Origin of the sequence: Dysgonomonas sp. UBA7630 (genome assembly GCF_002483985.1) — a bacterium.
In the GTDB taxonomy this organism is placed as follows: Bacteria; Bacteroidota; Bacteroidia; order Bacteroidales; family Dysgonomonadaceae; genus Dysgonomonas.
In genome coordinates this window covers 79,981-104,768 of the sequence record NZ_DLIY01000028.1, presented here as the reverse complement: position 1 = coordinate 104,768, position 24,788 = coordinate 79,981, and the positions used below count along the sequence as shown (strand labels likewise).

The 24,788-nt window shown below is 38.6% G+C and carries 20 protein-coding genes; 10 read left to right on the top strand and 10 right to left on the bottom strand.

The genetic code is table 11. The annotated features are described in order from the left end of the window. Positions 1-3: 3 nt before the first annotated feature. Entirely contained in the window at positions 4-1,293 is a 1,290-nt protein-coding gene (gene eno / locus B3P17_RS12560) for a phosphopyruvate hydratase (protein ID WP_006842055.1), read from the bottom strand. A 341-nt stretch (positions 1,294-1,634) separates the two neighbouring features. On the opposite strand from eno, the gene B3P17_RS12555 reads away from it, so the two are divergent. The 4 genes from B3P17_RS12555 to B3P17_RS12540 all read left to right on the top strand — a co-directional run bounded on the left by B3P17_RS12555 (position 1,635) and on the right by B3P17_RS12540 (position 7,304). Continuing rightward, complete coding sequence (locus B3P17_RS12555; protein WP_291105716.1) at positions 1,635-3,020, top strand: FAD-binding oxidoreductase; 1,386 nt, start codon at positions 1,635-1,637, stop codon at positions 3,018-3,020. Beyond that, entirely contained in the window at positions 2,905-4,434 is a 1,530-nt protein-coding gene (locus B3P17_RS12550) for a (Fe-S)-binding protein (protein WP_291105714.1), read from the top strand. The genes B3P17_RS12555 and B3P17_RS12550 overlap by 116 nt, the downstream gene beginning before the upstream one ends. Positions 4,435-4,529: 95 nt before the next feature. After that, positions 4,530-5,003, top strand: coding sequence for a hypothetical protein (locus tag B3P17_RS12545; RefSeq protein WP_252638508.1), 474 nt, complete (start codon positions 4,530-4,532; stop codon positions 5,001-5,003). Between the two features lie 90 nt (positions 5,004-5,093). Beyond that, on the top strand, positions 5,094-7,304 hold the full coding sequence (locus B3P17_RS12540) for a TonB-dependent receptor (RefSeq protein ID WP_252638507.1): 2,211 nt from the start codon (positions 5,094-5,096) through the stop codon (positions 7,302-7,304). A 48-nt stretch (positions 7,305-7,352) separates the two neighbouring features. On the opposite strand, the gene B3P17_RS12535 is transcribed toward B3P17_RS12540, so the two are convergent. From B3P17_RS12535 to B3P17_RS12510, 6 genes are all read right to left on the bottom strand, one after another. Continuing rightward, on the bottom strand, positions 7,353-7,661 hold the full coding sequence (locus B3P17_RS12535; RefSeq protein WP_252638506.1) for a hypothetical protein: 309 nt from the start codon (positions 7,659-7,661) through the stop codon (positions 7,353-7,355). 19 nt (positions 7,662-7,680) lie between these two features. After that, positions 7,681-8,796: an HNH endonuclease gene (locus tag B3P17_RS12530; RefSeq protein ID WP_252638505.1), complete on the bottom strand. Its 1,116-nt coding sequence runs from the start codon at positions 8,794-8,796 to the stop codon at positions 7,681-7,683. Between the two features lie 19 nt (positions 8,797-8,815). Continuing rightward, positions 8,816-9,481 carry a DNA alkylation repair protein gene (locus tag B3P17_RS12525; protein WP_252638504.1) on the bottom strand — a complete coding sequence of 222 codons (666 nt, stop codon included), beginning with the start codon at positions 9,479-9,481 and terminating at the stop codon, positions 8,816-8,818. Continuing rightward, on the bottom strand, positions 9,482-9,781 hold the full coding sequence (locus tag B3P17_RS12520) for a Dabb family protein (RefSeq protein ID WP_006842049.1): 300 nt from the start codon (positions 9,779-9,781) through the stop codon (positions 9,482-9,484). A gap of 116 nt (positions 9,782-9,897) precedes the next feature. Next, positions 9,898-10,356: a hypothetical protein gene (locus B3P17_RS12515; protein WP_252638503.1), complete on the bottom strand. Its 459-nt coding sequence runs from the start codon at positions 10,354-10,356 to the stop codon at positions 9,898-9,900. A 148-nt stretch (positions 10,357-10,504) separates the two neighbouring features. Further along, complete coding sequence (locus B3P17_RS12510) at positions 10,505-11,788, bottom strand: Nramp family divalent metal transporter (protein WP_252638502.1); 1,284 nt, start codon at positions 11,786-11,788, stop codon at positions 10,505-10,507. Between the two features lie 137 nt (positions 11,789-11,925). On the opposite strand from B3P17_RS12510, the gene B3P17_RS12505 reads away from it, so the two are divergent. Genes B3P17_RS12505 through B3P17_RS12495 form a run of 3 tightly spaced genes read left to right on the top strand, consistent with a single transcriptional unit; the run spans position 11,926 to position 15,418 of the window. Continuing rightward, positions 11,926-13,605 (top strand): DUF4836 family protein, encoded by a 1,680-nt coding sequence (locus tag B3P17_RS12505; RefSeq protein WP_291105707.1) that lies wholly within the window; start codon positions 11,926-11,928, stop codon positions 13,603-13,605. Further along, positions 13,602-14,246, top strand: coding sequence for an ATP-binding cassette domain-containing protein (locus tag B3P17_RS12500; protein ID WP_291105705.1), 645 nt, complete (start codon positions 13,602-13,604; stop codon positions 14,244-14,246). Before B3P17_RS12505 ends, B3P17_RS12500 begins: the two co-directional genes overlap by 4 nt. After that, positions 14,243-15,418: an ABC transporter permease gene (locus B3P17_RS12495; RefSeq protein ID WP_252638499.1), complete on the top strand. Its 1,176-nt coding sequence runs from the start codon at positions 14,243-14,245 to the stop codon at positions 15,416-15,418. The genes B3P17_RS12500 and B3P17_RS12495 overlap by 4 nt, the downstream gene beginning before the upstream one ends. A gap of 4 nt (positions 15,419-15,422) precedes the next feature. On the opposite strand, the gene B3P17_RS12490 is transcribed toward B3P17_RS12495, so the two are convergent. Both B3P17_RS12490 and B3P17_RS12485 read right to left on the bottom strand, forming a co-directional pair. Next, entirely contained in the window at positions 15,423-16,811 is a 1,389-nt protein-coding gene (locus B3P17_RS12490) for an MFS transporter (protein WP_252638498.1), read from the bottom strand. Then, positions 16,808-17,506 carry a type 1 glutamine amidotransferase gene (locus tag B3P17_RS12485; protein ID WP_291105701.1) on the bottom strand — a complete coding sequence of 233 codons (699 nt, stop codon included), beginning with the start codon at positions 17,504-17,506 and terminating at the stop codon, positions 16,808-16,810. Before B3P17_RS12485 ends, B3P17_RS12490 begins: the two co-directional genes overlap by 4 nt. A 129-nt stretch (positions 17,507-17,635) precedes the next feature. Here B3P17_RS12485 and zupT point away from each other — a divergent pair, with 129 nt between their 5' ends. After that, a complete protein-coding gene (gene zupT, locus B3P17_RS12480) occupies positions 17,636-18,433 on the top strand; it encodes a zinc transporter ZupT (RefSeq protein WP_252638496.1) in 798 nt (265 codons plus the stop codon). Between the two features lie 58 nt (positions 18,434-18,491). Here the strand turns inward: zupT and B3P17_RS12475 are convergent, their stop codons facing one another. Then, complete coding sequence (locus B3P17_RS12475) at positions 18,492-18,938, bottom strand: DUF3836 domain-containing protein (RefSeq protein ID WP_262485341.1); 447 nt, start codon at positions 18,936-18,938, stop codon at positions 18,492-18,494. A gap of 240 nt (positions 18,939-19,178) precedes the next feature. On the opposite strand from B3P17_RS12475, the gene B3P17_RS12470 reads away from it, so the two are divergent. After that, positions 19,179-21,128 (top strand): hypothetical protein, encoded by a 1,950-nt coding sequence (locus tag B3P17_RS12470; protein ID WP_291105699.1) that lies wholly within the window; start codon positions 19,179-19,181, stop codon positions 21,126-21,128. Further along, positions 21,016-24,750 (top strand): alpha-2-macroglobulin family protein, encoded by a 3,735-nt coding sequence (locus B3P17_RS12465; protein ID WP_291105697.1) that lies wholly within the window; start codon positions 21,016-21,018, stop codon positions 24,748-24,750. The genes B3P17_RS12470 and B3P17_RS12465 overlap by 113 nt, the downstream gene beginning before the upstream one ends. Positions 24,751-24,788: the final 38 nt, after the last annotated feature.

Here is a 24,788-nt window from a genome sequence, read left to right as displayed (position 1 = left end):
TCCTTATTTTTTACGTTGTACACGTTGCCATCCATAAACAGCTTTGTCTCCAAGTTCTTCTTCGATACGAAGTAATTGGTTGTATTTAGCCATACGGTCTGAACGGCTCAATGAACCTGTTTTGATTTGGCCTGAGTTAGTTGCAACTGCGATATCAGCAATTGTAGCATCTTCAGTTTCTCCCGAACGGTGAGAAGTTACGCTAGTGTAACCTGCACGGTGAGCCATTTCGATAGCATCCAAAGTTTCAGTAAGTGAACCGATTTGGTTTACTTTGATAAGGATTGAGTTAGCACAACCTGTTTCTATACCTTTTTTCAAGAACTCAACGTTAGTTACAAACAAGTCGTCACCTACCAACTGAACTTTATCTCCAAGTTTGTCTGTAAGCAATTTCCATCCGTCCCAGTCATTTTCGCCCATACCATCTTCGATAGAATCGATAGGGTATTTAGCTACTAGGCTTGCAAGGAATTCAACTTGTTCTGCTGATGTACGCTTAGCTCCGTTAGGACCTTCAAATTTAGAATAGTCATAAACACCACCTTTGAAGAATTCAGAAGCAGCACAGTCTAAAGCGATTGTAACATCTTTTCCCGGCTCATATCCTGCTGCTTTAATAGCTTTAAGGATTGATTCAAGAGCATCTTCTGTTCCATTCAATGTTGGAGCAAAACCACCTTCGTCACCTACAGCTGTACTAAGACCTCTGTCGTGGAATTCTTTCTTCAAAGCGTGGAATACTTCAGCACCACAGCGCAAACCTTCTTTGAAAGAAGGAGCACCTACCGGACGGATCATAAACTCTTGGAATGCGATAGGAGCATCAGAGTGAGATCCACCGTTGATGATATTCATCATTGGTACAGGAAGAGTATAAGTGTTAGTACCACCAATATAGCGATACAAAGGAAGTTCAAGGTAGTTAGCAGCAGCTTTAGCTACAGCAAGAGAAACACCAAGAATAGCATTAGCTCCTAAATTAGACTTAGTCTTTGTTCCGTCAAGGGCAATCATTTTCAAATCGATACCTCTTTGATCAAGAGCAGATTCACCTAAAAGAGCTGGAGCGATAACTTTGTTTACATTGTCAACAGCTTTCACTACACCTTTACCAAGGTAGCGTTTTTTGTCACCGTCGCGAAGTTCCAAAGCTTCGTTTTCACCAGTTGAAGCACCAGATGGTACTGCAGCACGACCAACCACGCCACATTCCAAAGTTACATCAACTTCAATTGTAGGATTACCTCTTGAATCCAAGATTTCACGTGCGAAAATTTTCTCGATTCTCATTGTTTTTATTTGTTTAAAAATGAATAATGTATTTCGTTTTTTGTTTGTTAAAATTTGAGTAGCAAAATTAGTCTTTTTTCTTGTATTTAATAAATTATAGCAGAGGAAAAATATATCAATTTATGCTTTTTAGCAACTCATATCTCCAAAACTAAAAAGAATAATAAATATACAAAATAAACCTCAGACCTCTAAATAATTCGTTGACCTTTTAGGTTTTTATCACATTTACTCACCATTGAAATAAGTCTAAAACGTACCTCTATTTCAAATATGTTTTATAAATTGCATAGGTTTTCCGAAACCGTTTATCTATACTGATCACTAAAAAGCTAAATACTATGTTACCTGATAATTATCAGCAACTGAAAAAAGAATTATCTAAAACAATTCCGTCGAAACGAATTATTACCAATCCTCTACAACTATTAGCATACGGTACTGATGCAAGTTTTTATCGCCTGATACCTAAAATAGTAGTACAAGTGCATACAGAAGAAGAAGCTGTAGAAGTAATACGTCAGACAGGAAAACTTAATATTCCGGTAACATATCGGGCAGCAGGCACAAGCCTTTCGGGGCAAGCGATAACCGACTCGGTACTGATGGTAGCAACACACGAATGGCGGAAATATACGATTCTTGATGATGACGCTTTAAAGATAAAGCTGCAACCCGGAATAACAGGTGCCAGAGCAAATATTCACCTACAGCCATTTGGTCGTAAGATAGGTCCCGATCCGGCATCTATCAATGCCGCAATGATCGGGGGTATAGCCGCGAATAATGCGAGCGGAATGTGCTGTGGTACAGATCAGAACTCATATAAAACAATTGCAGATATCCGCATCGTCCTCTATGACGGTACTATTCTGGATACTTCGGATGAAAAAAGTAAATTGGATTTCACAGAAAAACACCCTGAAATTATCCGTGAAATAGAAAAACTTAGAGATAAAATAAAAGCAGACAATACGCTTACAGAGCGTATTAAACAAAAGTATAAAATAAAGAACACGACAGGATATAGCATAAATGCATTAGTAGATTATGAAGATCCTTTCGATATCATTAAGCACCTGATGATTGGTTCGGAGGGGACACTCGCTTTCACCTCCGACATAACCTACCATACGGTTGTTGATGAAAAACATAAAGCTTGTACTCTAATGATCTTCGAAACCATAGAGAAAGCCTGTGAAGTAGTTCCTATGCTCAAAAAGACACCTGTGTCTGCAGTAGAATTACTCGATAGAGATTCTATACGATCTATCGAAGACGATCCGGAAGCTCCTTCATATTTTCGGACATTACCCGAAACAGCCTGTTTGTTGCTGGTAGAAATACAAGCCAACGAACAACCCGAAATGAATGAAAAAGAGGCTATCATCCGCAAGGCAATTGAAACATATCCCACAGTACAACCATATAAGTTTACTTCTGATCCTAAAGAATATAATTTTAACTGGAAAGCTCGCAAAGGACTTCTGTCCTCCATTGGAGGCCTACGAAAAACAGGAACAACATGTCTTATAGAAGATGTTGCGTTTCCAATAGATAGACTGGGAGATGCATGTGTGGCTTTAAAAGATTTATTCAAGCGTTTAGGATATGCTGNNCGGCAACTTCCATATCGTGTTCTCTCAGGACTTCAACAGTACAAGCGAGGTACAGAAGTATGCAGACATGATGGACGAACTGGCCGACATTGTTGTCAACAAGTTTGACGGTTCATTAAAAGCTGAGCATGGAACAGGGCGCAACATGGCTCCTTTTGTAGAAAAAGAATGGGGAGAAGCAGCTTATAAAATCATGCTCAAGATTAAAGATATTTTTGATCCTCATAAACTTATAAATCCGGGCGTGATCATCAACGAGAACCCCAAGATACATCTTGAGAATCTGAAACCTCTTCCTGCAGCAAATGAGATAATAGATAAATGTATGGAATGTGGCTTTTGCGAACCAAACTGTGTTGCAGAGGGGTTAACCCTATCGCCACGCCAGCGGATCGTCATTGCCCGTGAGATATCAAGACTAAAAGCATTCGGAGAAGATCCTTCACGGTTGAAACAAATACTGAATGACGCCAAGTATTATTCAGACGAAACGTGTGCTACAGATGGACTGTGTGGCTTGGTTTGCCCTGTAAAAATAGATACTGGCAAATTTATCAAGCATGTCCGACATGAAGAAGCATCGGACACAGCAAAAAAAGTAGCATCTTACATTGGCAACCGCATGGCCGGAACTACCTCGGTAGCTAGAGTCGGACTTAATTTTGTTCACTTCGTCCATTCTATATTAGGCGATACACTGATGAGTGGAATCGCCTCTACGATGCGAACCTTATCTCTAAAAACGATTCCAAAATGGAATAAGGATATGCCTAAGGGAGCGAGCAAGATAAAGGATATGGTAATAAATGAAGGACAGGTGGATAAAGTTGTTTACTTTCCTTCGTGTATAAACCGTTCAATGGGCAAATCAAATGGCTATGAAAAGGGTGATGTAGAGTTGACAAAAAAGACACAGGAACTTTTACAACGTGCAGGATTTTCGATTATTTACCCCGAGGGTATCAATAGCCTTTGCTGTGGGATGGCGTTTAGCAGTAAGGGTCTAAAAGAAGAGGGTGCCCGCAAATCGAAAGAGCTGGAAAATGCATTATTGAAAGCTTCAGAAAATGGGAAATATCCTATTCTGTTTGATATGAGTCCATGCTTCTATACATTTCATGAGGCATACGAGAATAAAGATTTAAAGATATATGACCCGATAGAGTTTATGCTCGACTTTGTGATGCCTAAACTCGAAATCAAACACCCTCGGAATATAGTGACTGTTTTCCCTGTATGCTCTGTAAAAAAAATTGGTATGGAACAAAAGCTTTTGCAATTGGCCAAGTTATGCGCCAAAGAGGTTGCCTTTGTGGATACAAATTGTTGCGGTTTTGCCGGCGATAGAGGATTCACATATCCAGAGTTGAATGCTCACGGGCAAAGACACCTCAACGAACAAATCCCTGCCGGATGTAAAGACGGCTACTCTACGAGCCGCACTTGCGAAATCGGGATGAGCGAATACAGCGATATAAACTTCAAGTCTATATTTTATCTGATTGATGAAGTAACGAAATAGAGAGAATAGAGAAAAGACTAAATAGAATCACTCTAAATTAAAAAAAACTTAAAACCTATATCTGTCTATAATTTTCTCATATCTTTGCATTTGATATGAAAAGATTTGCGCAAAATATAATCCTTATAATTGCTGCCGCAACGGTGTTTCTTACCGGTGCGGGGGTTACAATTATAAACTATTGCTGCAATTCATGTAGCGAGCAAACCCTTTTCATGACCGAGCAACATACATGTTGTTCTCTAGAACATCAGAAAGCGGAGCAGAAAGGTGATTGCTGTTCGATGCACAAAGATGTATCACACGATGAATCGTGCGGAGACACTTCTTTCACTCAAGATATATCTTGCACCGCCTCTCGTTTATCTATAGATATTGATGCCTCTTCATTCAGACCGATACCGATAGTATCCGTACCATTCGTTTGGATATCGGATGCTTCTCCAACTATTCCTTTGAGTATCCTTACAGATAATTCTTTATATACTCAGGATAATTCTATATTCGAATCTCCACCGGATATTCCACCTCGTGAATACCTGTCCCTCATTCGCGTACTTATTATTTGATTTTTGTAATACATATCTGCTTATTGTGTACCAATCGGGTATACAACAAAGTTTCTATTGTATTTTACAAATCAAATAATAAGAATCCAAATGAAAACATTTAAAATATTTATTTTACTTCTCCTTATTCCCATTTTCGCCTTTAGCAAAGACATATTGAAAGGGTATGTATTTGACAACCAAAAACAGCCCTTAATAGGTGCATCGGTACGATGGGAGAATGCAAAAGCGGGAGTAATGACTGACGAACATGGCTATTTTGAAATATCGGGTACACCACACAAAGATCACATGCTCGCCATATCGTATGTCGGATTTGAAGATAAAGTTATCCACATACATGATTTTGCAGAGACACAAAACGTTGTATTGCAAGAAAATGCCGAATTAGGTGAGGTGGTCGTAGAAAGAACAGTACCGGGAACAATCAAATCTCGGACAAGCCTCTTGAATACCGAAAAAATAACAACCAAAGAACTGCACCGTGCGGCATGTTGCAACCTTTCCGAAAGCTTCGAAACAAACCCTTCGGTAGATGTATCATTTAGCGATGCGGTAACGGGAGCTAAACAAATACAACTGCTCGGGCTAGCCGGAACTTACGTGCAAACATTAACAGAAAACTATCCTAACTTTAGAGGTGCAGCCTCAGTATACGGACTGGATTACATACCCGGACCATGGATGGAAAGCATACAGATATCTAAAGGCGCAGCTTCGGTAAAGAACGGTTATGAGTCGATTACAGGACAAATGAATGTGGAATACAAAAAGCCAAATAGCGCAGATCCTCTCAGCTTGAATTTATTTTCGAGTGATGCCGGAAGATACGAAGGCAATGCCGATGCAGCATTTATCTTGAATGATAAATTAAGCATGGGAGTATTCTTGCATTATTCGAATGAATCTGCATCACATGACGACAACGATGACAGCTTCTTAGATATGCCGAAGAAACACCAGTTTAATATGATGAACAGGTGGAATTATATGTCGGGCAGATATGCTTCACAATTCGGCGTTCGTTTCTTACAAGATTACCGTACCAGTGGGCAAACAATGCATACTTTAAATTCTGCCTCCATTAATACTGACCCATACGAAATATCTGTAAAGACAAACAGAGGAGAATTTTACACAAAAAATTCATACATTGTAGATGAAGAGCGTAATGGCAATATTGCTCTGATATTCACAGGCTCACACCACGATCAGAAATCAAAGTATGCAGCCGACAAATACAATGTGTATGAAAATAATCTGTATGCATCATTGATGTATGAAACAGGGTTTGGCAAGATGCACCAACTAAGTGCAGGTTTAAGCATGAACTGGGACAAATACAATCAATCGATTTATCTGACTCAGCCAATCACAAATCAGCCCAATGAAGAAACTGTAACAGGAGGATATCTGCAATATACCTTTAACAAGGATGACAAGTTCATTGCCCTAGCCGGATTGCGGACAGACTACAGCACCCTGCACAAAAAAGCATTCGTTACGCCACGCCTACACTTAAAGTATATGCCTGTAGAGTGGCTAAACCTTAGAGCATCTGCGGGGAAAGGCTATCGTACAGTATTTGTTATGCCTGAAAACAGCTACTTCTTGGCAAGCAGCCGCAAGATAGAAATAGCAGATAATCTGCAACAAGAATCGGCATGGAACTATGGTACAAGCATCTCTTTTCATATACCAATCAGAGGAGAAGAGCTAACCATATCGGGAGAGTGGTACAGAACAGACTTTGACAATCAGGTGGTAACCGATGTAGATAGCGACCCTCATGCTGTAAAGTTCTATAATCTGTCGGGCAAATCGTATGCCGATAGTTATCAGATAGAAGTGTCATACCCCTTATTCAAAGGGTTTAATATATTGGGGGCGTATCGTTGGACAAATGCAAAAACAACTTACGGAGATAAACTAATGAAGAAACCTTTGATAAGTGATTACAAAGCACTTCTAACAGGCTCTTACGAAACCCGCTTAAAAAAATGGGTATTCGACCTTACCGCCCAATTTAACGGAGGTGGACGTATGCCAACCCCTGATACGGTGAATCCTTTGTGGAAAACTACATTCGATTCGTTTACAATACTGAATGCACAGATCACTAAGAATTTCCGTAATTGGAGTATCTATGTGGGTGCAGAAAACATTACAGATTTCAAACAAAAGAATCCAATCGTCTCGGCAGAAAATCCATTTGGTGATGACTTTGATGCCACAATGGTGTGGGGACCAACTCAGGGTCGTAAATTCTACGTGGGACTAAGATATGCTATTGGCAAGTAGTTAAGGTATTTATAATCTAAGAATATTAAGCGGGGTGAAGTATCTTAATTAATGGGATATTTCACCTCGCTTTTTATATTTATCTCTTACAAAGAGAATTAGCTTTATCAATAAGATGAGAGAGGAAAGGAAGATAGGTAAAAAAATCAAGACATTGACTAACAATGCCGTTGCTTGCATATCTATATCCAGAAAGTAAAGTACAACTCCTATCAGCAGCCAACAAAGAATAGAAAGGACAGACATCACCAATAAAGCCAAAGGCTCTCTTCTACCCTTAAAATGCTTTATCAATACATAAGCCGGTATAAGAATAACGAAGAATAATATGAGGGAGAAATCTGGCATTAGCAACATAACTAAGTAGTATAAGACATCATTGTCTTGACTTTATTAATTTTGTTACTTGATCAATAGTCAAAAAAGGATATTGGCTATGAATTACTCGATGACAATTAGAACAAACTAAACACACATCATCTAAACTTGTAACATCTCCTTCTTCCATATCCATAAGAGCTTTCAAATGATGTACTTCAATATAGTCGATACCATATGTACTCATAAAATTGAATCCACAAATTTCACAATAAATTTGTCCATTATGTTTATTCCGAAATCGACGTTTTGCTTCTTCAACTAACTTTCTATTTCTTTCTCTCTTTTTATGTCTCCGTTCTATAAGACAGCCTTCTTGATATCTATTTTCATGCTTATTAGCTAACTTTTCAAAGCTAGTATCTGTAAAATCAAAAAACCAATATTGTCTTTTATTATGATGCAGTTCTATATTTAACAATTCACAATATTCTATATATGCTTTTTCTAGTATCGGATCAAAACAAAGTTCTTTTTTAGCTATTTCGTTAATTATTGGTATAGTTTCTTTACCTTCTTTACTATCATTATTGAGGAACTTGTATATATTGTTGTCTTTATAACCAACAAATCTACTAGGAGCAAAATGCCACTCATTTTGAACTTTATAGGCAACAAAGTTATATCCTCTTTGAACAAGAGATATAGCAAACTTCCTTTCTTCTTCAGAATAATCACCTCCAAGATATGCCTCTATTGTCAAAAGATTATCAATCAAATCTTCCAGAGTTTCAATAATTGGAGAATTTGCAAATAAGTATTTCTCTATTTCTATAAACTCTAAAACATTCATAGAAACATCACTTTCAACGTAACCAGAACTAGTTAAATAGCGAACTTTTAAAACACTTTTTTTATCAATAGAAAAATATAGATCATACTGTCCCGAAAGATATACACCCTCCTTTCGAGGAAGAATACCAACGAATTGCTCCGTTGTGTTTATCTTTAGTATCCTAATATTAGCAGAACTCTTATCAATAAGCATTAAGTACAAAGTAGTGTTGAATGACTCTGGAGAAATTGTAAACCACCACTCTCTGTCTTTTAGCAAATTGGAATAGCGAATTCCTTTATACTTTTGTTTTAAATCACCTATTAATTTTTCTAACATTACAACAAAATTCTATTTTTCAACCCTCAAAGAAATAATCAAACTCGAAAGCCATACTATTAAACGCCTCTTGCTTTATCAGATCTTTATCTTCCTTGTATACAGATAATTTTTGAAGAATGCGATCTGCAATATCTTTAGACTGGCGTCCGGTATGCTTTAGTGTTAATAATGCAGCATTTCGCAGAAAAATATCCTCGGATATCACATCATCCCAAATAGTTGATATTAATTCTACAGCTACAGGTTCAGTCTTCTTAGTAATAAACAAACGAGCTAATAGCCAATAACCAGTGGCTCTGACATCTGCAACTGGTGATTTTGCCCATTCCAATGCTATCTCTCTGGCAAATGTCACATTCTGAAGCAAGTTTGCACAAACCTGTTCTCTTATCTCCTGATTGGGAATAGATAAAACCCATTCATCAGCCTTTTCTTTTGTAAAAGAATCTGTTGGATAAAGTAGAGTTGCCAATATTTTCAACTCACGGGTATTGTCTGCCCAAAGGATTTCAGCCAATTCTAAATCGGGTTGATAACGCTTCGCTAAATCTTTTATTTGCTGAACAGACAAGCCAAAGTTTAGCTTGTAATCCAAACCACGCTGGCGCATGTTTGTTGAAACGATGCCGTTCATAGCCATACGGCATCTCTTACGAATGTCTTTTATTATATCTTCTTGCATTTATACCTCAAAGTCTACGGCTTTTCTATCTATTACAGCCTCTCTGATAAAAGGAAGAACAGCCTGATGTAACGGATGATTCTGATATATTTCTAAATCCTCTTTCTTACTCAATTCTGAATAAAGAGCAACATCAAAGTTGCCACCTCCTAAGAAGTCGATACCTACTTCTATCTTGAGTAATCCATCAATTTTGCCCGACAAAGCTTCCAGTTTCTCTTTTATCAGCTTTGCATTTGTAGCTTTATCATTTCCGTGAGCTTCATCCTTCAGCTTCCACATTACGATGTGTTTAATCATATTCAGTTATATTTTAGTTTTATCAAAAGGTGACAAAAGTGACACTTTATTTACATATTTATATTGTCACCTTTTTCCTTTAAATCATTCTATTAATAGATAAAAACTAGCAGAAATTATTCTGCGTACTCATTTGGTGACACTTTTATCTCTGCAAAAAGCGTACCATCTAATTTGTAATAAGCGAATATCACCGTCATTTTATCTTTACGAAACATATCGAGATCTTCGCCTTTATTCTCACGCATTCCCATAGTGATAGCAGGCTTTGCACTCCGAACAAATTCGTCAACAGATACGGTAGGCTCTTGAGTAAAAGTGTAGTAATACTTATATTCTGTAGCAGAAATAGCCTCGGCTCGATCGATACGTATATTACCGGGTAATACCATTGGCATCGAAGCATTTGCTTTTTCGGCCAGCTTAATATATTTCTTCTTTGGAGCTTCTCCTTTTACTTCTGTTTTTACAGTTTTTTCATCTGTTGTATTATCCGTCTTCGATTTTGAGTTACACGCAGTAAACGCAGCGAATGCAATCGAACAGATAAGAGCAAAAACAATATACTTTTTCATAACTATCCGGTTTTTATTAATAATCAAGTGATAAAGATACGTATTCAAAAAAGAATCTGATCTCTCTTATTGTTATATTTTAACTCGCAACGTGTTTATAAGAGAGAAAAACAGACCTAAAAACTGTTCTTTATTCGAGCAATATCGTTTATATCTTAACATCTACAAAGAAACTAACCAACAACAATATATTAAGAAGTGTAACAACGATGGCTATGCCATACAAAAGTATTTTCGTAAAAAGAGTATTGGCGTACTTGCCCATTACCTCTTTAGATGAAGTAAGCCTTACCTGCAAAAACACAGTTATTGGAAGCTGCACACTCAAAATAGCTTGTGAGATAATCAAACCTTTGAAAGGGTCGCCTATCATAAATATGATTAGCAATGCTATTCCAAGCGAAATAATAACACCTGTACGTGAATGGATATCTTTTATATCATAAGGCTCGTTATACATGCCTGCAAATATAGAGCCTGCCGCAATGCCCGAAGTCATAGAAGACGAAACTCCCGCCAACAGCAACGCCAGTGCAAATATCACAACCGCATTATTCCCTAGCAATGGTTCGAGCAGAGAGTGAGCTTGTTGAAGATCATTGACTACAATATTTTCTCTAAAGAAAGTTGAAGCAGCTAATAAGATCATCGCACTATTTATTGCCCACCCGATGAACATAGAGAAAAATGTATCGAAAAACTCGTATTTCAATTGCTTTTCAATCACAGCCTCATCTTGTAAATTCCATTGACGGCTTTGTATCACTTCCGAATGCAGAAAAAGATTGTGCGGCATCACCACTGCTCCCAGCACACTCATTATAATCAGCATGCTCCCTTCCGGGATAGAAGGCACTACCCATGCTTGTGCAGCCTCTCCCCACTCTATATCAACAAGAAAAAGCTCGTAGATAAAAGATAGTCCGATAAGGGAGACAAAAGCAATAATATAGCGCTCTATCTTTTTATACGAATTGGAAAACATCATCGCGAAAACGAAAACTGCAACCAATACGGCTCCCACTTTGATAGGAATATCAAAAAGCATATTCAATGCAATAGCTCCACCCAATATTTCGGCCAAAGATGTAGAGACAGAAGCTCCCATTGCCGACCACAATATAGTTCGCGAACCCATTCGTGGTAAATATTTATTAGCGGCTTCGGAAAGACAGAGCCCTGTCACAATACCCAAGTGAGCTACATTGTGTTGAAGGATAATCAACATAACGGTAGACAGCGTTACCACCCATAACAGGGCATATCCAAACTCCGATCCGGCTGCAAAATTCGAAGCCCAGTTACCCGGGTCAATAAATCCCACAGTTACCAACAGTCCGGGACCTATATATTTTAATAGCTCCAAAGCACCATACTTTGGTTTGGGGTGAATGCGTGTATATGCTTTCTTTAAATTTTCAAAAAGATTCATTACGTTCTATATTTGGATACAAAATTATCTTTTTCGCAAAACAATCTTCATAAAATGTGAAAAGAATTAATCATTCCAAAGCTCAACACCTTTCTTTTTCTTATATTCGCAGAATTAATATTTTTAAACACGAAATTATGAAACAAACGGGTATTACTCTCATAGTTGCATTATTTGTAGCTTTTTTTTACTCATGTAAAGATTCGGCAGACTTGACCAACTCGATACCGGCGAGTGCCGCTACTGTTATACATATCGATACAAAATCTCTATTGACAAAAGCCGACTATAAGCCACTGGAGAATAAAGTTATAAAAGAAGCCCTTGACAAGGCTAAGTCCGGCGGTAACGCTACAAAAGCAATTGAACAGCTTGAGAGTTTCCTTAAAAACCCAAATTCGACAGGCATCGATTTTCTTAGCGACTGTTACATGTATATGGACAGTACGACAATGGGTATTGTTCTGAAAATGGACGATCAGAAGAAATTGAAGGAATTACTTATCAAGACCTTCGAACTACCGGAACAAATGTTGGAAGAGAAAGACGGAGTGACTACAGTAAGTGCACAACAAAACTTTGTTATAGGCTGGACTAAGGACAAGCTTTTATTGCTTACATATATGGGAACTGTATATTATCGCGACCATAGTGCCTTGCCTGATCTGAAAACATTGGTTACAAAACAACTAACGCAAACAGCTAAAGAGAGCATCAACTCTAAAAAATCATTCGCAGAATTTATTTCGAACAAAAAGGATATTTCGATCTTCTCTTCATACAGTAATATAAAAGGAATGTGGTCTTCTTTGTTACCTCCTGCATTGGCAATGCAAGGACATGACGGGAATGCTGTAAATAAAATGCTAACAGGATTATATGACCAATTAAAAGATATAAATACAGCTGCTTTTATTTCGTTCGAAAAAGGGGAAATAGCATTTAGCAATAAAATGTACTATGATACCCCGGAAGCAGAGAAGAAATTTAACGAACTGGCATCGCAGATGACAGGTAAACTAAAAGGTGATCAGCTTAAATACTTTACAGATAAACCGATCTTTTCCATCTCGGCTAACATGAAAGGAGAAGGTATTTATAATTATCTGAACGAATTAGGCTTGATTTCTCTGATAGAAGAAAATGCCGGTTCTAACTTATCGGAGTTAGGCATCGACCTGAAATCTTTTATATCGAATATGGATGGAGACATTACTTTTGCCGTAAATAATGTAAAAATTGTAACAAAAAAATCTGATTACTACGATTTTGAATATACAGACTCATCTCCTGAACTTTCATTTTTTGCAGACCTCAAAGACGCAAACTCTATATGGAATATTGCAAAAGGAAAAATAAAAGAACTTAATGGCGAAGCTGCCGTTTTCACTGAACTGAATCCAAATACATATTCGCTAAAAGTGGATGAGAATACGAATGCTTACTTTGGAATCAACAACAATATGTTCTTCTTTACAAATAGCGAAAGTGTATTCAAAAACATATCAGCAACAGGACTAAAGAGTGATCTGTCGGATCAGGCTAAAGATAAGACTACATTTATATGTGGAACCTTCAGTCCTCTAAAACCATTATTATTGTCAGAAATGGGAGGTAACGATAAGGCTAAGGAGCTTGCCACAAAAGGCTTTGACTTGCTTGGTGATTATAGTTATATAACAACTCAGGATATGAGTGGCAGTGGTAAAATCGTTATTACAGATACAAGTGATAATAGCCTTGCTGTAATTTGTAAATTTGTAGACAGTGTAGTTACACATATCGCTCAANNGAGGCTAACGGCTAAGCATGGATGAATACGATACAATTAAGAAACGCCCTTCCTGATGTCTTCTCGGAGATAAAAGATATAAAAGCAGATATCTGGAAACAAGACGTCACTTTTGAGAAGGGAAAAACATACCTGATAAAAGCAGAATCAGGCTTAGGGAAAAGTTCGCTCTGTAGCTATATCTATGGCTACAGAGCCGATTTTTCGGGAAACATCCTTTTTGACGAAAGAGAAGTCAAAAATATAAAGAGAAAAAAATGGGATAACATCAGATCAAAACATCTGAGTCTTCTGTTTCAAGAGCTACGTCTCTTTCCCGAATTGACAGCATTGGAAAACATCCGGCTAAAAAACAATCTCACTCACCACAAAATCGAATCGGAAATCGATTCGATGTTCGACAGGTTGGGCATCACTGAAAAGAAAAACCAACCAATAGGAAAAATGTCTTGGGGACAGCAGCAACGTGTCGCAATTATCCGCTCGCTTTGCCAGCCTTTCGACTTTCTTATCCTCGACGAACCCATCAGCCATCTTGATGACAACAATGCCAAAATCATTACTGAGCTTATCCACGAAGAGGTAGCAGTACAGCATGCAGGATTGATAGTCACCTCGATAGGCAAAGATTTACCAATGGATTATTCTCTAATATTATCGCTATGAATCTGGTTTGGAAGCTCTTGAAACAAAATATAAGCAAAGGACAGTTTGCCGGATTCTTCATTGCCAATCTTATCGGATTAACGATTGTTCTGCTTGGCCTCCAGTTTTACCTGGATATCAATCCCTTGTTTTCGGAAAAGGATACTATCATGAAGAGGGATTTTCTGGTACTAACAAAACAAGTAGGCATCTACAATACACTGAACCCTCAAGCATCAGGTTTTTCGGCCGAAGAAATTAAAAATATAGAAAATACCAGTTTTGCAACGCAGGTAGGAGCATTTACCGCTTCGAGATATAAGGTTTTTGGAGGAATAAATACCAATCAGGGAGGTTTCAACACCGAGATGTTTTTCGAATCGGTTCCTGATGATTTCATAGATGTGAAGACCGACAGGTGGAAATTTAGTCCCGATGATGAATTCGTTCCTATTATCCTTCCTAAAAACTACCTTGACCTCTACAACTTTGGTTTTGCCGAAGCTCGCTCCATGCCGAAACTTTCGCAGAGTGTAATCGGAATGGTGAATTTCAACATCACGATATCAGGTAAATGGCAGCATAAAGAGTTTAAGGGGCAAATAGCAGGTTTCTCGAATCGGATAAACACAATCCTTGTTCCCGAATCTTTTATGAAATGGGCAAATGAAAATTACGGCGAACAAGCCGTCTCTAATCCCAGTCGCCTGATGGTAGAAGTAAACAATCCTGCCGACCCCAATATCGCCACCTTCCTCAAAAAGAACAACTATGAAGTAGAGGGTGAAAACTCGGCAGTGAGTAAAATGTCGTACTTCCTCAAGATAATGGTAGGTATTGTTATTGCAATAGGATTAATAATCTGTACTCTAGCCTTTTTTGTCCTTACTCTCAGCATTTATCTGCTATTGGAAAAGAATATGGAGAAACTACGGAATCTTCGTCTGATAGGTTATGCAAAAAGTGCGGTAATCCGTCCTTACGAGTTGATGGCTATCGGGATGAATTTTGCGATACTCATACTTGCTATTGCGTCGGTCTTGGTGATACGCATCAAGTATAGCGACATTGTACGCAATGTATGGAGTGAGTTCGAAGGTTCGGATATTATGATCACTCTGATTGCCGGAGTATGTATATTCTTACTTTTATCTTCGCTGAATATTCTGATAATAAGAAGAAAAGTGAAATAGAAATTTATTCTTTCTGTTTCTTCTTTTCCCTCACAGAGGAAGCATATACTCCAAAGAGACAAAGCACAAAGAAGGTGATGAATGTTATACGCATACTCCCTATAAACTGAGGGTGCGGTGCTAAAGACAAATCGATATTGCCTATCATTATCGACATCGCCATTATAGCGATCCCCATACTAAGCGACTGCCCTGTAAGCCTCATCGTACCCATCGTTGCAGATGCCAATCCATAATGTTTTCTTTCTACCGAACTCATGATAATATTTGTATTTGGAGAAGAAAATATACCAAATCCTAAACCCAAAAGAACCATCATGATACCAATAAAGTAATAGCTTGTAGTCTCAGTGATAAAGCACAATCCACCCAACCCGACTGCAATAATAGACATGCCTAATGTAGCCAAAAATGTTGGAGACATTTTATCGGACAAGCTTCCTGATTTCAAAGCGGCGATAGCCTGTATAACAGATTGTATGATAAGTATTAGTCCCGCATCACGAGGAGATAATCCCCGCACATATTGAAGATACAAGCTCAACATAAAGGAAATGGCAAATGTCGCCGAATAATTTATCAGAGCAGACAACGAAGACATCCGAAACATTTTGTTACCGATAAAAACACGAATGTTAAACACCGGAAACTCTTGTTTCTTTTCATACAAAGCAAATAAGAATAATACGATTACACCTATTACAATAAAAATGAAACCCTGAATATGAGGTAATTCCGCAAAGCCATAAATCAGAGCAAACAGCCCAATAGCAAACAAGATAGAACCTATCGCATCAAATTTACTTTTGGCCTCTTCTTTCCAGTCTTCTTTAATGATATAATATCCACCTACGGCGACGATAAAGCAAATAGCCGCAGAAACAAAAAAGATACTATGCCAATTGAAGTATTGAGTAAGCAAACCACCCACAAAAGGTCCGGCAGCCAATGAAGAGTACACAGTTGCAGCAACTACTCCCATAGCTTTCCCCCGTTTTTCGGCTGGCACAGAAGAAGTGAGAATAGCAGTGCTGGTACCAAACATCATAGCGCTACCGATTCCCGCAAGGAAGCGATAAGTGATAAGCATGACTCCTGTTGTTGCTAATCCACTCAATACCGAAAATATAGTCAGGATAACTACTCCCCATATAAAAACTTTCTTGCGTCCTATCATGTCTGCCATACGGGCACAAGGTATTTGCAAAATGGCTGTAGACAGCATATAAGAAGTTGGCACCCATCCCGACATAACTGCGTTGAGCGATAAGTCTTTATTAATATACGGCAACGCAAGGTTTAGAGCCGAGCTTATAAAAGGCACAAGCGAAGAAGCCAGACACAGGATAAATAACAAAGCTCCTGTGTTTGCTTTTTTCTCAGGATGCGTCATAGTCTGATCAGTTTATTCAAGATTGTTTCTATCATCTTATTGCATGATGGAATATATTGAGTGTTTTTTCTTATATAATCTTCCGATTGAATATATTTTCCTTCGACAAGTTTTTCATCGCTATTGTTCAGTATATCGGCGCAACTTTTTTCAGTGGCTTCAAAATGGAACTGTAAACCGATAACCTTTTCTTTATACGAATAAGCCTGATTAACACATGCCTCACTCGAAGCAAGCAATTTGGTTCCTGCGGGCAAATCAAATGTATCGCCGTGCCATTGGAAAACAATAGGAGAAACGGTTTCACTTCCGAATAAAACCTGAGACTCTTTGTCTGCAAACGATATGGGCAACCAGCCTATTTCTTTTTCTTTATTTGGATATACTGCGGCTCCCAATGCATTGGCTATTATCTGCGAACCCAAGCAGATACCCAGTACTGCTTTGTCCGAATCAATTGCTTTTCGAACAAAGAGCTTTTCATCTTTCAACCAAGGATAACTGTCTTCTTCATAAGTCCCCATAGGACCTCCCATAATTACGAGCATATCAAAGTCATCCTGATCAGGAAACTTATAGTCCTCAAAAATTTTGGTTACGGTTAGACTATAACCGTTATCCTTTACCCATTTTTCGATATATCCCAAGCCTTCGTATGGAACATGTTGAATATAATGAACCCTGTATGTAGACATAATTATATTTTTGTGTGATTTAAACTTTAAATGTACCAAAAATGTTCATATCAAGAACAATCTATAAAAAATATAGTTTTCAAAATAAAAACTATATCATACCTTTACATTCATAACACGCTACTAAGGATGTCAGATTATAATATACTACTAGCTTTTATACTTACTGCTATAGCCGGACTATCTACCGGAATAGGCAGCCTGATTGCGTTATTGGCAAAACATACAAATACGAATTTCCTTTGTGCTTCTCTCGGCTTTTCGGCAGGAATCATGCTATACGTTTCCTTTATGGAAATGATACCCGAAGGGAAAATAGAACTTGTTGCTGCTTATGGAGAAAAACTAGGTACACTATATCTTATTCTGGCATTTTTTATAGGAATTGCATTTATCAATCTCATAGACTTTCTTATCCCCGAGTCTCTAAACCCTCATGAAATACAAGGAGTAGAAGACATGGGTATAAAAAAACGAGCATTGAAACGCACCGGCATCGTAGTTGCCATGTCTATAGCAATTCATAATTTCCCCGAAGGGATAGCCACATTTACATCGGCTCTCGGGTCTTTAGACGTTGCAATACCGATTACGATAGCGATAGCAATACACAATATCCCCGAAGGAATTGCTGTAGCTGTACCCATATATCATGCAACAGGCAGCCGACAAAAGGCTTTCTGGCTGTCATTTGCATCGGGTCTGGCTGAGCCGTTCGGTGCTCTGATTGCCTATTTTTTCCTTTTACAGTTTTGGACTCCTGCTATAAATGGGCTTATACTGGCTGCGGTGTCGGGCATCATGGTGTTCATCTCGTTGGACGAACTTTTGCCTAGTGCCGAGAAATACGGAAAACATCATATTTCCATCATGGGACTCGTAGCCGGGATGTTGGTGATGGCATTCAGCTTATATCTGTTTATATAAAAAATCCTGCCTCTTTTCGGGAAGCAGGATCACAATACCGTGTTGATAAATATAAGTTCTATTTTATTGCTGTCAGATTATCTTTTGCATTCACCTGTACTACGGCCAACAGTTCACCCTGTGCATCATATATGTGTTGCAAGTGTTGAGACTGTAACGACCATGTAGATATACCCTGATCCCATGTTGTGTAAGCAATATCTACCACTTGTCCTTTATTGTTATATTCATAACTGTACTTTTGAACTCCTACCCAACCTTCTTTATCTACCCATTTGTAAAGTACTCTTTCTTGTAAAGAACCATCAGTACTATATTTGTATACTGTTTTGTCCAACGCCTTCGAGGTTTCTTTATCTACCGTTACGTACTCTTTCGTTTTGTCGTCATTATTGCTATAAACTCTGGTTTTAGGACTCCCTGCATATGCATTTGCTACAGATAATAATACGACTAAAAGTGATGTTAATATTGTTGTTCTCATGACTGTATTTACTTTAAATATTTCTTAATCTTTTTACCAATTATTTGAAAAGCGCTTCTATACATAAGACGATAATCCCAAGAATATAGTTACAACTTTTTCCTGTTTTTTTGAAATAAATACATAAAGCACTAGAAAACAGAATCTTTACAAAGCAAACAATTTATATGTGTTTTATAAAAAGTAAATACAATCAATCTCTTTATCGAAAATATTCTCATATATTTGTACTTATACTAACTTGCATCAATAACACAATTTATGAAAAAATACTTATTCACCCTTAGTCTGATCGTCATTTCATGTCTTTTTAGTCTAAATTCATGTAAAAAAAGTGGCAGTAAAGAGATCAACTCCGAGTTTGCAAAATATATTGCAGCCTTTACCTATGGGAAAATATCTTCCTCTTCGGAGATACAAATCGAACTGACACAAGATATTCCGACAGCCGAACTCAATAAAGAAATTGAGCAGGAGCTATTTGAATTTTCACCATCGATAAAAGGTAAAGCTTACTGGACCAGTACACGTACTATCAAATTTGTACCTGATCCGGGTGAGTTGAAACAAGGGACAGAATATGATGCTTGGTTCAAACTCGACAAGGTTCTGAAAGTAGATAGCGACTTCAAAGAGTTCTACTTTTTTTTCCGTGTGCCCGAACAAAACTTCAACGTAAACCTACGTTCTTATACTCAAATGAAAGATAATGACCTTGTGTGGAACACTGTACAAGGCGAAATTCTTTTAGCGGATGAGGCCAACACAGACGATGTAAAAAGTATGTTCTCTTTATCGGGCGGAGATAAATCTAAGGATGCTAAAATAAAGATTACTCCAAGCGAAATAAAAGGTAGATACAATCTAACGATAGACAGCCTCTACAGAGGTACAAAAGAAATAGAATATACATTGAGCATAAAGGGGAGTGCCATAAATGCAAAAAGAGATGATGAGCAAAAAATCATTATCCCTGCAATCTCCGATTTTAAGGTATTAGACGTATCAATGGAATATTCTCCGCAAGAATGCGTTCGCATTACATTCAGTGATCCTCTTTCTCTCAATCAGAATATACAGGGGCTGATAAAACCGGGTATTATAGAAAGTTTCTCTTTCGATATCCAGAAAAATATAATGAAACTCTATCTTGATAAAACGACAAGAGGGACAAGTACCGATCTGAAAATATTCAAAGAGCTGAGAAACTCACAAAACAAGACTCTTGATAAAGATTATACATTCAGTGTAAATTTTGAAAAGAATAAACCCGAAATAGAAGTACCAAATGCAGGTAATATACTACCCAATTCGGATAATCTGATCATTCCATTCAAGGCTGTCAACCTTTGGGCAGTGGATGTAAAAGTTATTAAAATATACGAAAACAATATACTGGGTTATCTACAATCGAATGATTTTGGAGGAAGCAACGAGCTAAAACGTTTCGGTCGTCTGGTTCTAAAAAAACGTATCCGACTGGATGAAGACCCAACGATGAAACTGGATGAATGGAATGCATTCTCTCTGGATATGGCAAAACTAATTAAGCAAGATCCGGGAGCTGTGTATAAAGTGGAATTCACCATGAAAAAAGAATACTCTCTTTATCCTTGCGACGGTATGATTCCTCAGATACCGAAAGATGCGGCATTGCAACGTTTCGACAATGAAATGGACGAAGAAGACGAAAAGCAATGGGATAATCCGGAATATTACTACTACTCCGATGAATGGGATTGGGAAGAATATAACTGGCAAGAAAGAAATAATCCTTGCGATCCGACATATTACATGAACAAAACATCAGAGGTCGTTGTACTAGCATCGAATATTGGAATGACTGCAAAAATGGGTTCCGAAAAGAAAATGACGGTAGCCCTTACAGATATACTAACTACAAACCCTATTTCGGGTGCAACCGTTGATATTTACAACTATCAGATGCAGCGCATTGGCACAGGCAAAACGGATGGAGACGGCTTTACAGAAATAGAATACAAGGGAGGTGTTCCGTTTGCTGTTATCGCATCACATGGCAAAGAAAAAGGATATCTGAAGGTCACTTCAAACCTTTCTTTATCGCTAAGCAACTTTGATGTTAGCGGACAAGAGATACNNACAAAAAGGACTGAAAGGGTATATCTATGGAGAACGAGGTGTATGGCGCCCGGGCGATTCTATATTTGTCACCTTCATTCTCGAAGATAAAAATCAGACATTACCAAAAGACCATCCTGTTTCACTCGAACTATATACCCCACGCGGACAAATGGCTCAACGTTATGTATCCACCACGGGTAAAGATGGATTCTATGCTTTCCGTATGGCTACCGATCCGAATGCTATTACGGGCAATTGGAGGGCGCGTGTAAAGGTGGGAGGAGTAACATTCTCGAAGACATTGAAAATAGAAACCGTTAAGCCGAACCGTTTAAAAGTACGACTTGATGCAGGTGAAATGATAAACGCAGGAAGCGGCACATTTTCTGCACCGTTGTCTTCGCAATGGCTACATGGTGCTCCGGCGGCAAACCTAGCGGCAAAAGTGGAAATGACATTAAGTAAAGCATACAATCCATTCAAAGGATACGAAACGTACACGTTCAACAACCCAACGTCGAACTTTGCGTCGGATACCTATACAGTTTTTGATGGAAAACTTGATGCCGAAGGAAATGCAACAGTGAGAACAAGCCTGCCTCAGGCATCCAGTGCACCGGGAATGTTGCGGGCTAATATCGTTTCCCGAGTATTTGAGTCGGGAGGAGATGCCAGTATATATACTCAAACTGCTGCTTACTCTCCATATTCGGCATACGTGGGTGTTAAAGCCCCAACAAGCAGCGATTACGGCTGGTTGGAAACAGACAAGGACAATATGTTTGATATCGTTACTCTCAGCCCCGAAGGAAAACCGATTAACCGTTCGAATGTAAATGTGAAAATTTATAAGTTGAAATGGTCTTGGTGGTGGAATACCAATGATAATTTGGCTTCTTATGTGAATAATACGTCTACCGAAGTACTCTTAAATGAAAACATTTCAACTTCGGCAGGAAAAGCAAAAGCCAAGTTCCGTGTCAATTATCCCGACTGGGGACGTTATCTCATCATGGTAAAAGATGAACAGAGCGGACATATCACAGGTAGAGTATTTTATGTGGATTGGCCATCGTGGAGAGGACGCTCGGAGAAAGATGACCCAAGCGGATTAACAATGCTTTCATTCTCTACAGACAAGCAGGCTTACAAAGTTGGAGAAACTGTTACTGTAATTTTACCAAAAAGCTCAAAAGGCCGCACCTTGATTACCATAGAGGATGGCTCACGTATCATTTCGCGCGAATGGGTAAAAACAAGTGCGACAGAAGATACCAAACACACCTTCAAGGTGACAGAAGAAATGACACCTAACTTCTACATTGCCGCCAGCCAGTTACAACCGCATGCGCAAACAGACAATGATCTGCCTATACGCATGTATGGTATCTTGAATATCAATGTAGAAAATAAAGAAACGGAACTGAATCCTGTCATCACGATGCCGGATGAACTTCGTCCGGAAAAGGAATTCAGTGTTTCCATATCCGAAAAGAACAAAAAAGAGATGACTTATACCCTCGCCATTGTAGATGAAGGGCTGTTAGACCTCACATCATTTAAAACACCAAATGCCTGGGCTGATTTCTATGCACGTCAGGCACTGGGAGTACGCACATGGGATATGTTCGACATGGTAGTAGGCACACAAACGGGCAAGCTCGGCCCTCTATTGAGCATCGGTGGCGACGAAGCTTTGAAACCAGCCAACAATGTTATGAGCCGGTTTAAACCTGTAGTAAAATATATGGGGCCATTTACAATAAGCGGAGGTAAAACTGATACGCACAAAATTAAACTTCCATCTTATTTCGGGTCTGTACGTGTAATGGTTGTTGCCGGAAATAAAAAAGGTGCTTACGGAAGTGGAGAGAAAACTGTTCCTGTAAGAAATCCGCTGATGATATTATCGACATTACCACGTGTGGCGGGTCCTGACGAAGAGTTCTTGCTTCCTGTAAATGTATTTGCAATGGACAAGAAAGTAAAAACTGTAAATCTGACAGTAGAATCCAAAGGTATATTCCAGTTTACAGAAGGAACTTCTAAATCTGTATCATTTACGAATGTAGGCGATAAGATGGTTTACTTCAAGGTAAAAGTCGGTAAGAAAACAGGCTATGAAAAAGTAGTAATAAAAGCCACAGGAGGAGGAGAATCTGCTACAGAAACAATTGATATTGAGATTCGCAATCCGAACCCGAATGTTCTGTTAAGTTCTCACGCTCTTGTTTCGCCAAACGATACGGCACATCTAGCCATATCATTCGAAGATATCAAAGCTGAAGACTGGGCAAAACTCGAAGTATCACGTATGCCGGGAGTAAATCTGAATAACACACTCACGTATCTGCGTTACTATCCACACGGATGTACCGAGCAGGTAACATCAAAAGGATTCCCGCTACTATTCTTAGAGAAATTCAGACCTCTTACCGAGAAAGAGAAAGAAGTTATAGTAACAGACAACGTAAAAGGGGCTATTCAGACAATCGTTTCACGTCAACTTGGCGACGGTGGTATTGTTTACTGGCCGGGCAATCGTTATCCGGATGAATGGGTAAGCAGCTATGCCGGACACTTCTTACTGGAAGCTCAGAAAGCCGGATGGGAAGTTCCAACATCAGTAATCAACAAGTGGAAGCAGTTCCAGAAAAAAGCAGCTCAAACGTGGAATAAAGGTAACCTTTACAGTTCTTATTACACATACTCTATGAGCGACTTACAGCAAGCATACCGCTTATATACTTTGGCTCTTGCCGGAGATCCTGAGTTGGGAGCGATGAACCGATTGAAAGAAATGCAAGGTCTTTCGGTACAGGCTCGTTGGAGGTTGGCTGCTGCCTACGCCTTAGCAGGGAAGAAAGATGCGGCACTGCAACTGACAAACAATGCCAGCGATCAGGTAGAACATTATGCATTTAGTAACAACACGTTTGGTAGTTCTCAACGCGATATGGCTATGATAATGGAGACATACCTGTTGTTAGGTCAGACACAAAAAGCGCTAAAACTCTCATTTAAAGTATCAGAATACCTGAGTGGAAGTTATATAACAACTCAAACAGCGGCTTATGGATTGATAGCCATGTCTCGACTGGCTGAAAAAATGGGCAAAGGTGTTATTTCGTACGAATGGTCATTGAATGGAGTTCCTCAAAAAGCAAGTAACTCGGGCGATGTTTTCCAAGAAGTGAATATAAAACCTCACGATAAGGTAAACATATCTATCAAAAATAAGGGACAGGGTGATATATTTGTCCGCCTGTTAGGCAAAACACAACCTCTGACAGACAAGAACCCTGCCGAAGCGAATGGAGTAAAACTATATGTAAAATATATAGACGAAAACGGTAAAGAGCTAGATGTTTCTTCTCTAAGACAAGGAACAGAATTCTATGCAAATGTGATTGTTCAAAACATTTCGGGACAGTATCTTACCGATATGACACTCGATCAGATATTTGCCTCGGGATGGGAAATATTCAACAATCGCTTGTTCAACGAAGCTGATACAAGAACAGCCGGTGCATATAATTATCAGGACATCAGAGAGGACAGAGTGTACACTTACTTCAATCTGGGTACGGGATATTCGATGTCATTCAAAATAAGATTGCAAGCTGCGTATTGTGGCAAATTCTATCTTCCGGCTGTAGCAAGTTCGGCTATGTATAGCCCTGATATAAATGGACGTACTACAGGACAATGGGTAGAAGTAAAGCAATAAAGTAATGTAATTAACTAACAATCAAAATAAGATAGGGT

Coding starts and splice junctions, on each gene's coding strand:
- B3P17_RS12540 (WP_252638507.1), top strand. CDS start 5,094: ATGAAAACATTTAAAATATTTATTTTACTTCTCCTTATTCCCATTTTC.
- B3P17_RS12500 (WP_291105705.1), top strand. CDS start 13,602: ATGAATACGATACAATTAAGAAACGCCCTTCCTGATGTCTTCTCGGAG.
- B3P17_RS12535 (WP_252638506.1), bottom strand. CDS start 7,661: ATGTTGCTAATGCCAGATTTCTCCCTCATATTATTCTTCGTTATTCTT.
- B3P17_RS12525 (WP_252638504.1), bottom strand. CDS start 9,481: ATGCAAGAAGATATAATAAAAGACATTCGTAAGAGATGCCGTATGGCT.
- zupT (WP_252638496.1), top strand. CDS start 17,636: ATGTCAGATTATAATATACTACTAGCTTTTATACTTACTGCTATAGCC.
- B3P17_RS12530 (WP_252638505.1), bottom strand. CDS start 8,796: ATGTTAGAAAAATTAATAGGTGATTTAAAACAAAAGTATAAAGGAATT.
- B3P17_RS12495 (WP_252638499.1), top strand. CDS start 14,243: ATGAATCTGGTTTGGAAGCTCTTGAAACAAAATATAAGCAAAGGACAG.
- B3P17_RS12515 (WP_252638503.1), bottom strand. CDS start 10,356: ATGAAAAAGTATATTGTTTTTGCTCTTATCTGTTCGATTGCATTCGCT.
- B3P17_RS12545 (WP_252638508.1), top strand. CDS start 4,530: ATGAAAAGATTTGCGCAAAATATAATCCTTATAATTGCTGCCGCAACG.
- B3P17_RS12490 (WP_252638498.1), bottom strand. CDS start 16,811: ATGACGCATCCTGAGAAAAAAGCAAACACAGGAGCTTTGTTATTTATC.
- B3P17_RS12485 (WP_291105701.1), bottom strand. CDS start 17,506: ATGTCTACATACAGGGTTCATTATATTCAACATGTTCCATACGAAGGC.
- B3P17_RS12510 (WP_252638502.1), bottom strand. CDS start 11,788: ATGAATCTTTTTGAAAATTTAAAGAAAGCATATACACGCATTCACCCC.
- eno (WP_006842055.1), bottom strand. CDS start 1,293: ATGAGAATCGAGAAAATTTTCGCACGTGAAATCTTGGATTCAAGAGGT.
- B3P17_RS12520 (WP_006842049.1), bottom strand. CDS start 9,781: ATGATTAAACACATCGTAATGTGGAAGCTGAAGGATGAAGCTCACGGA.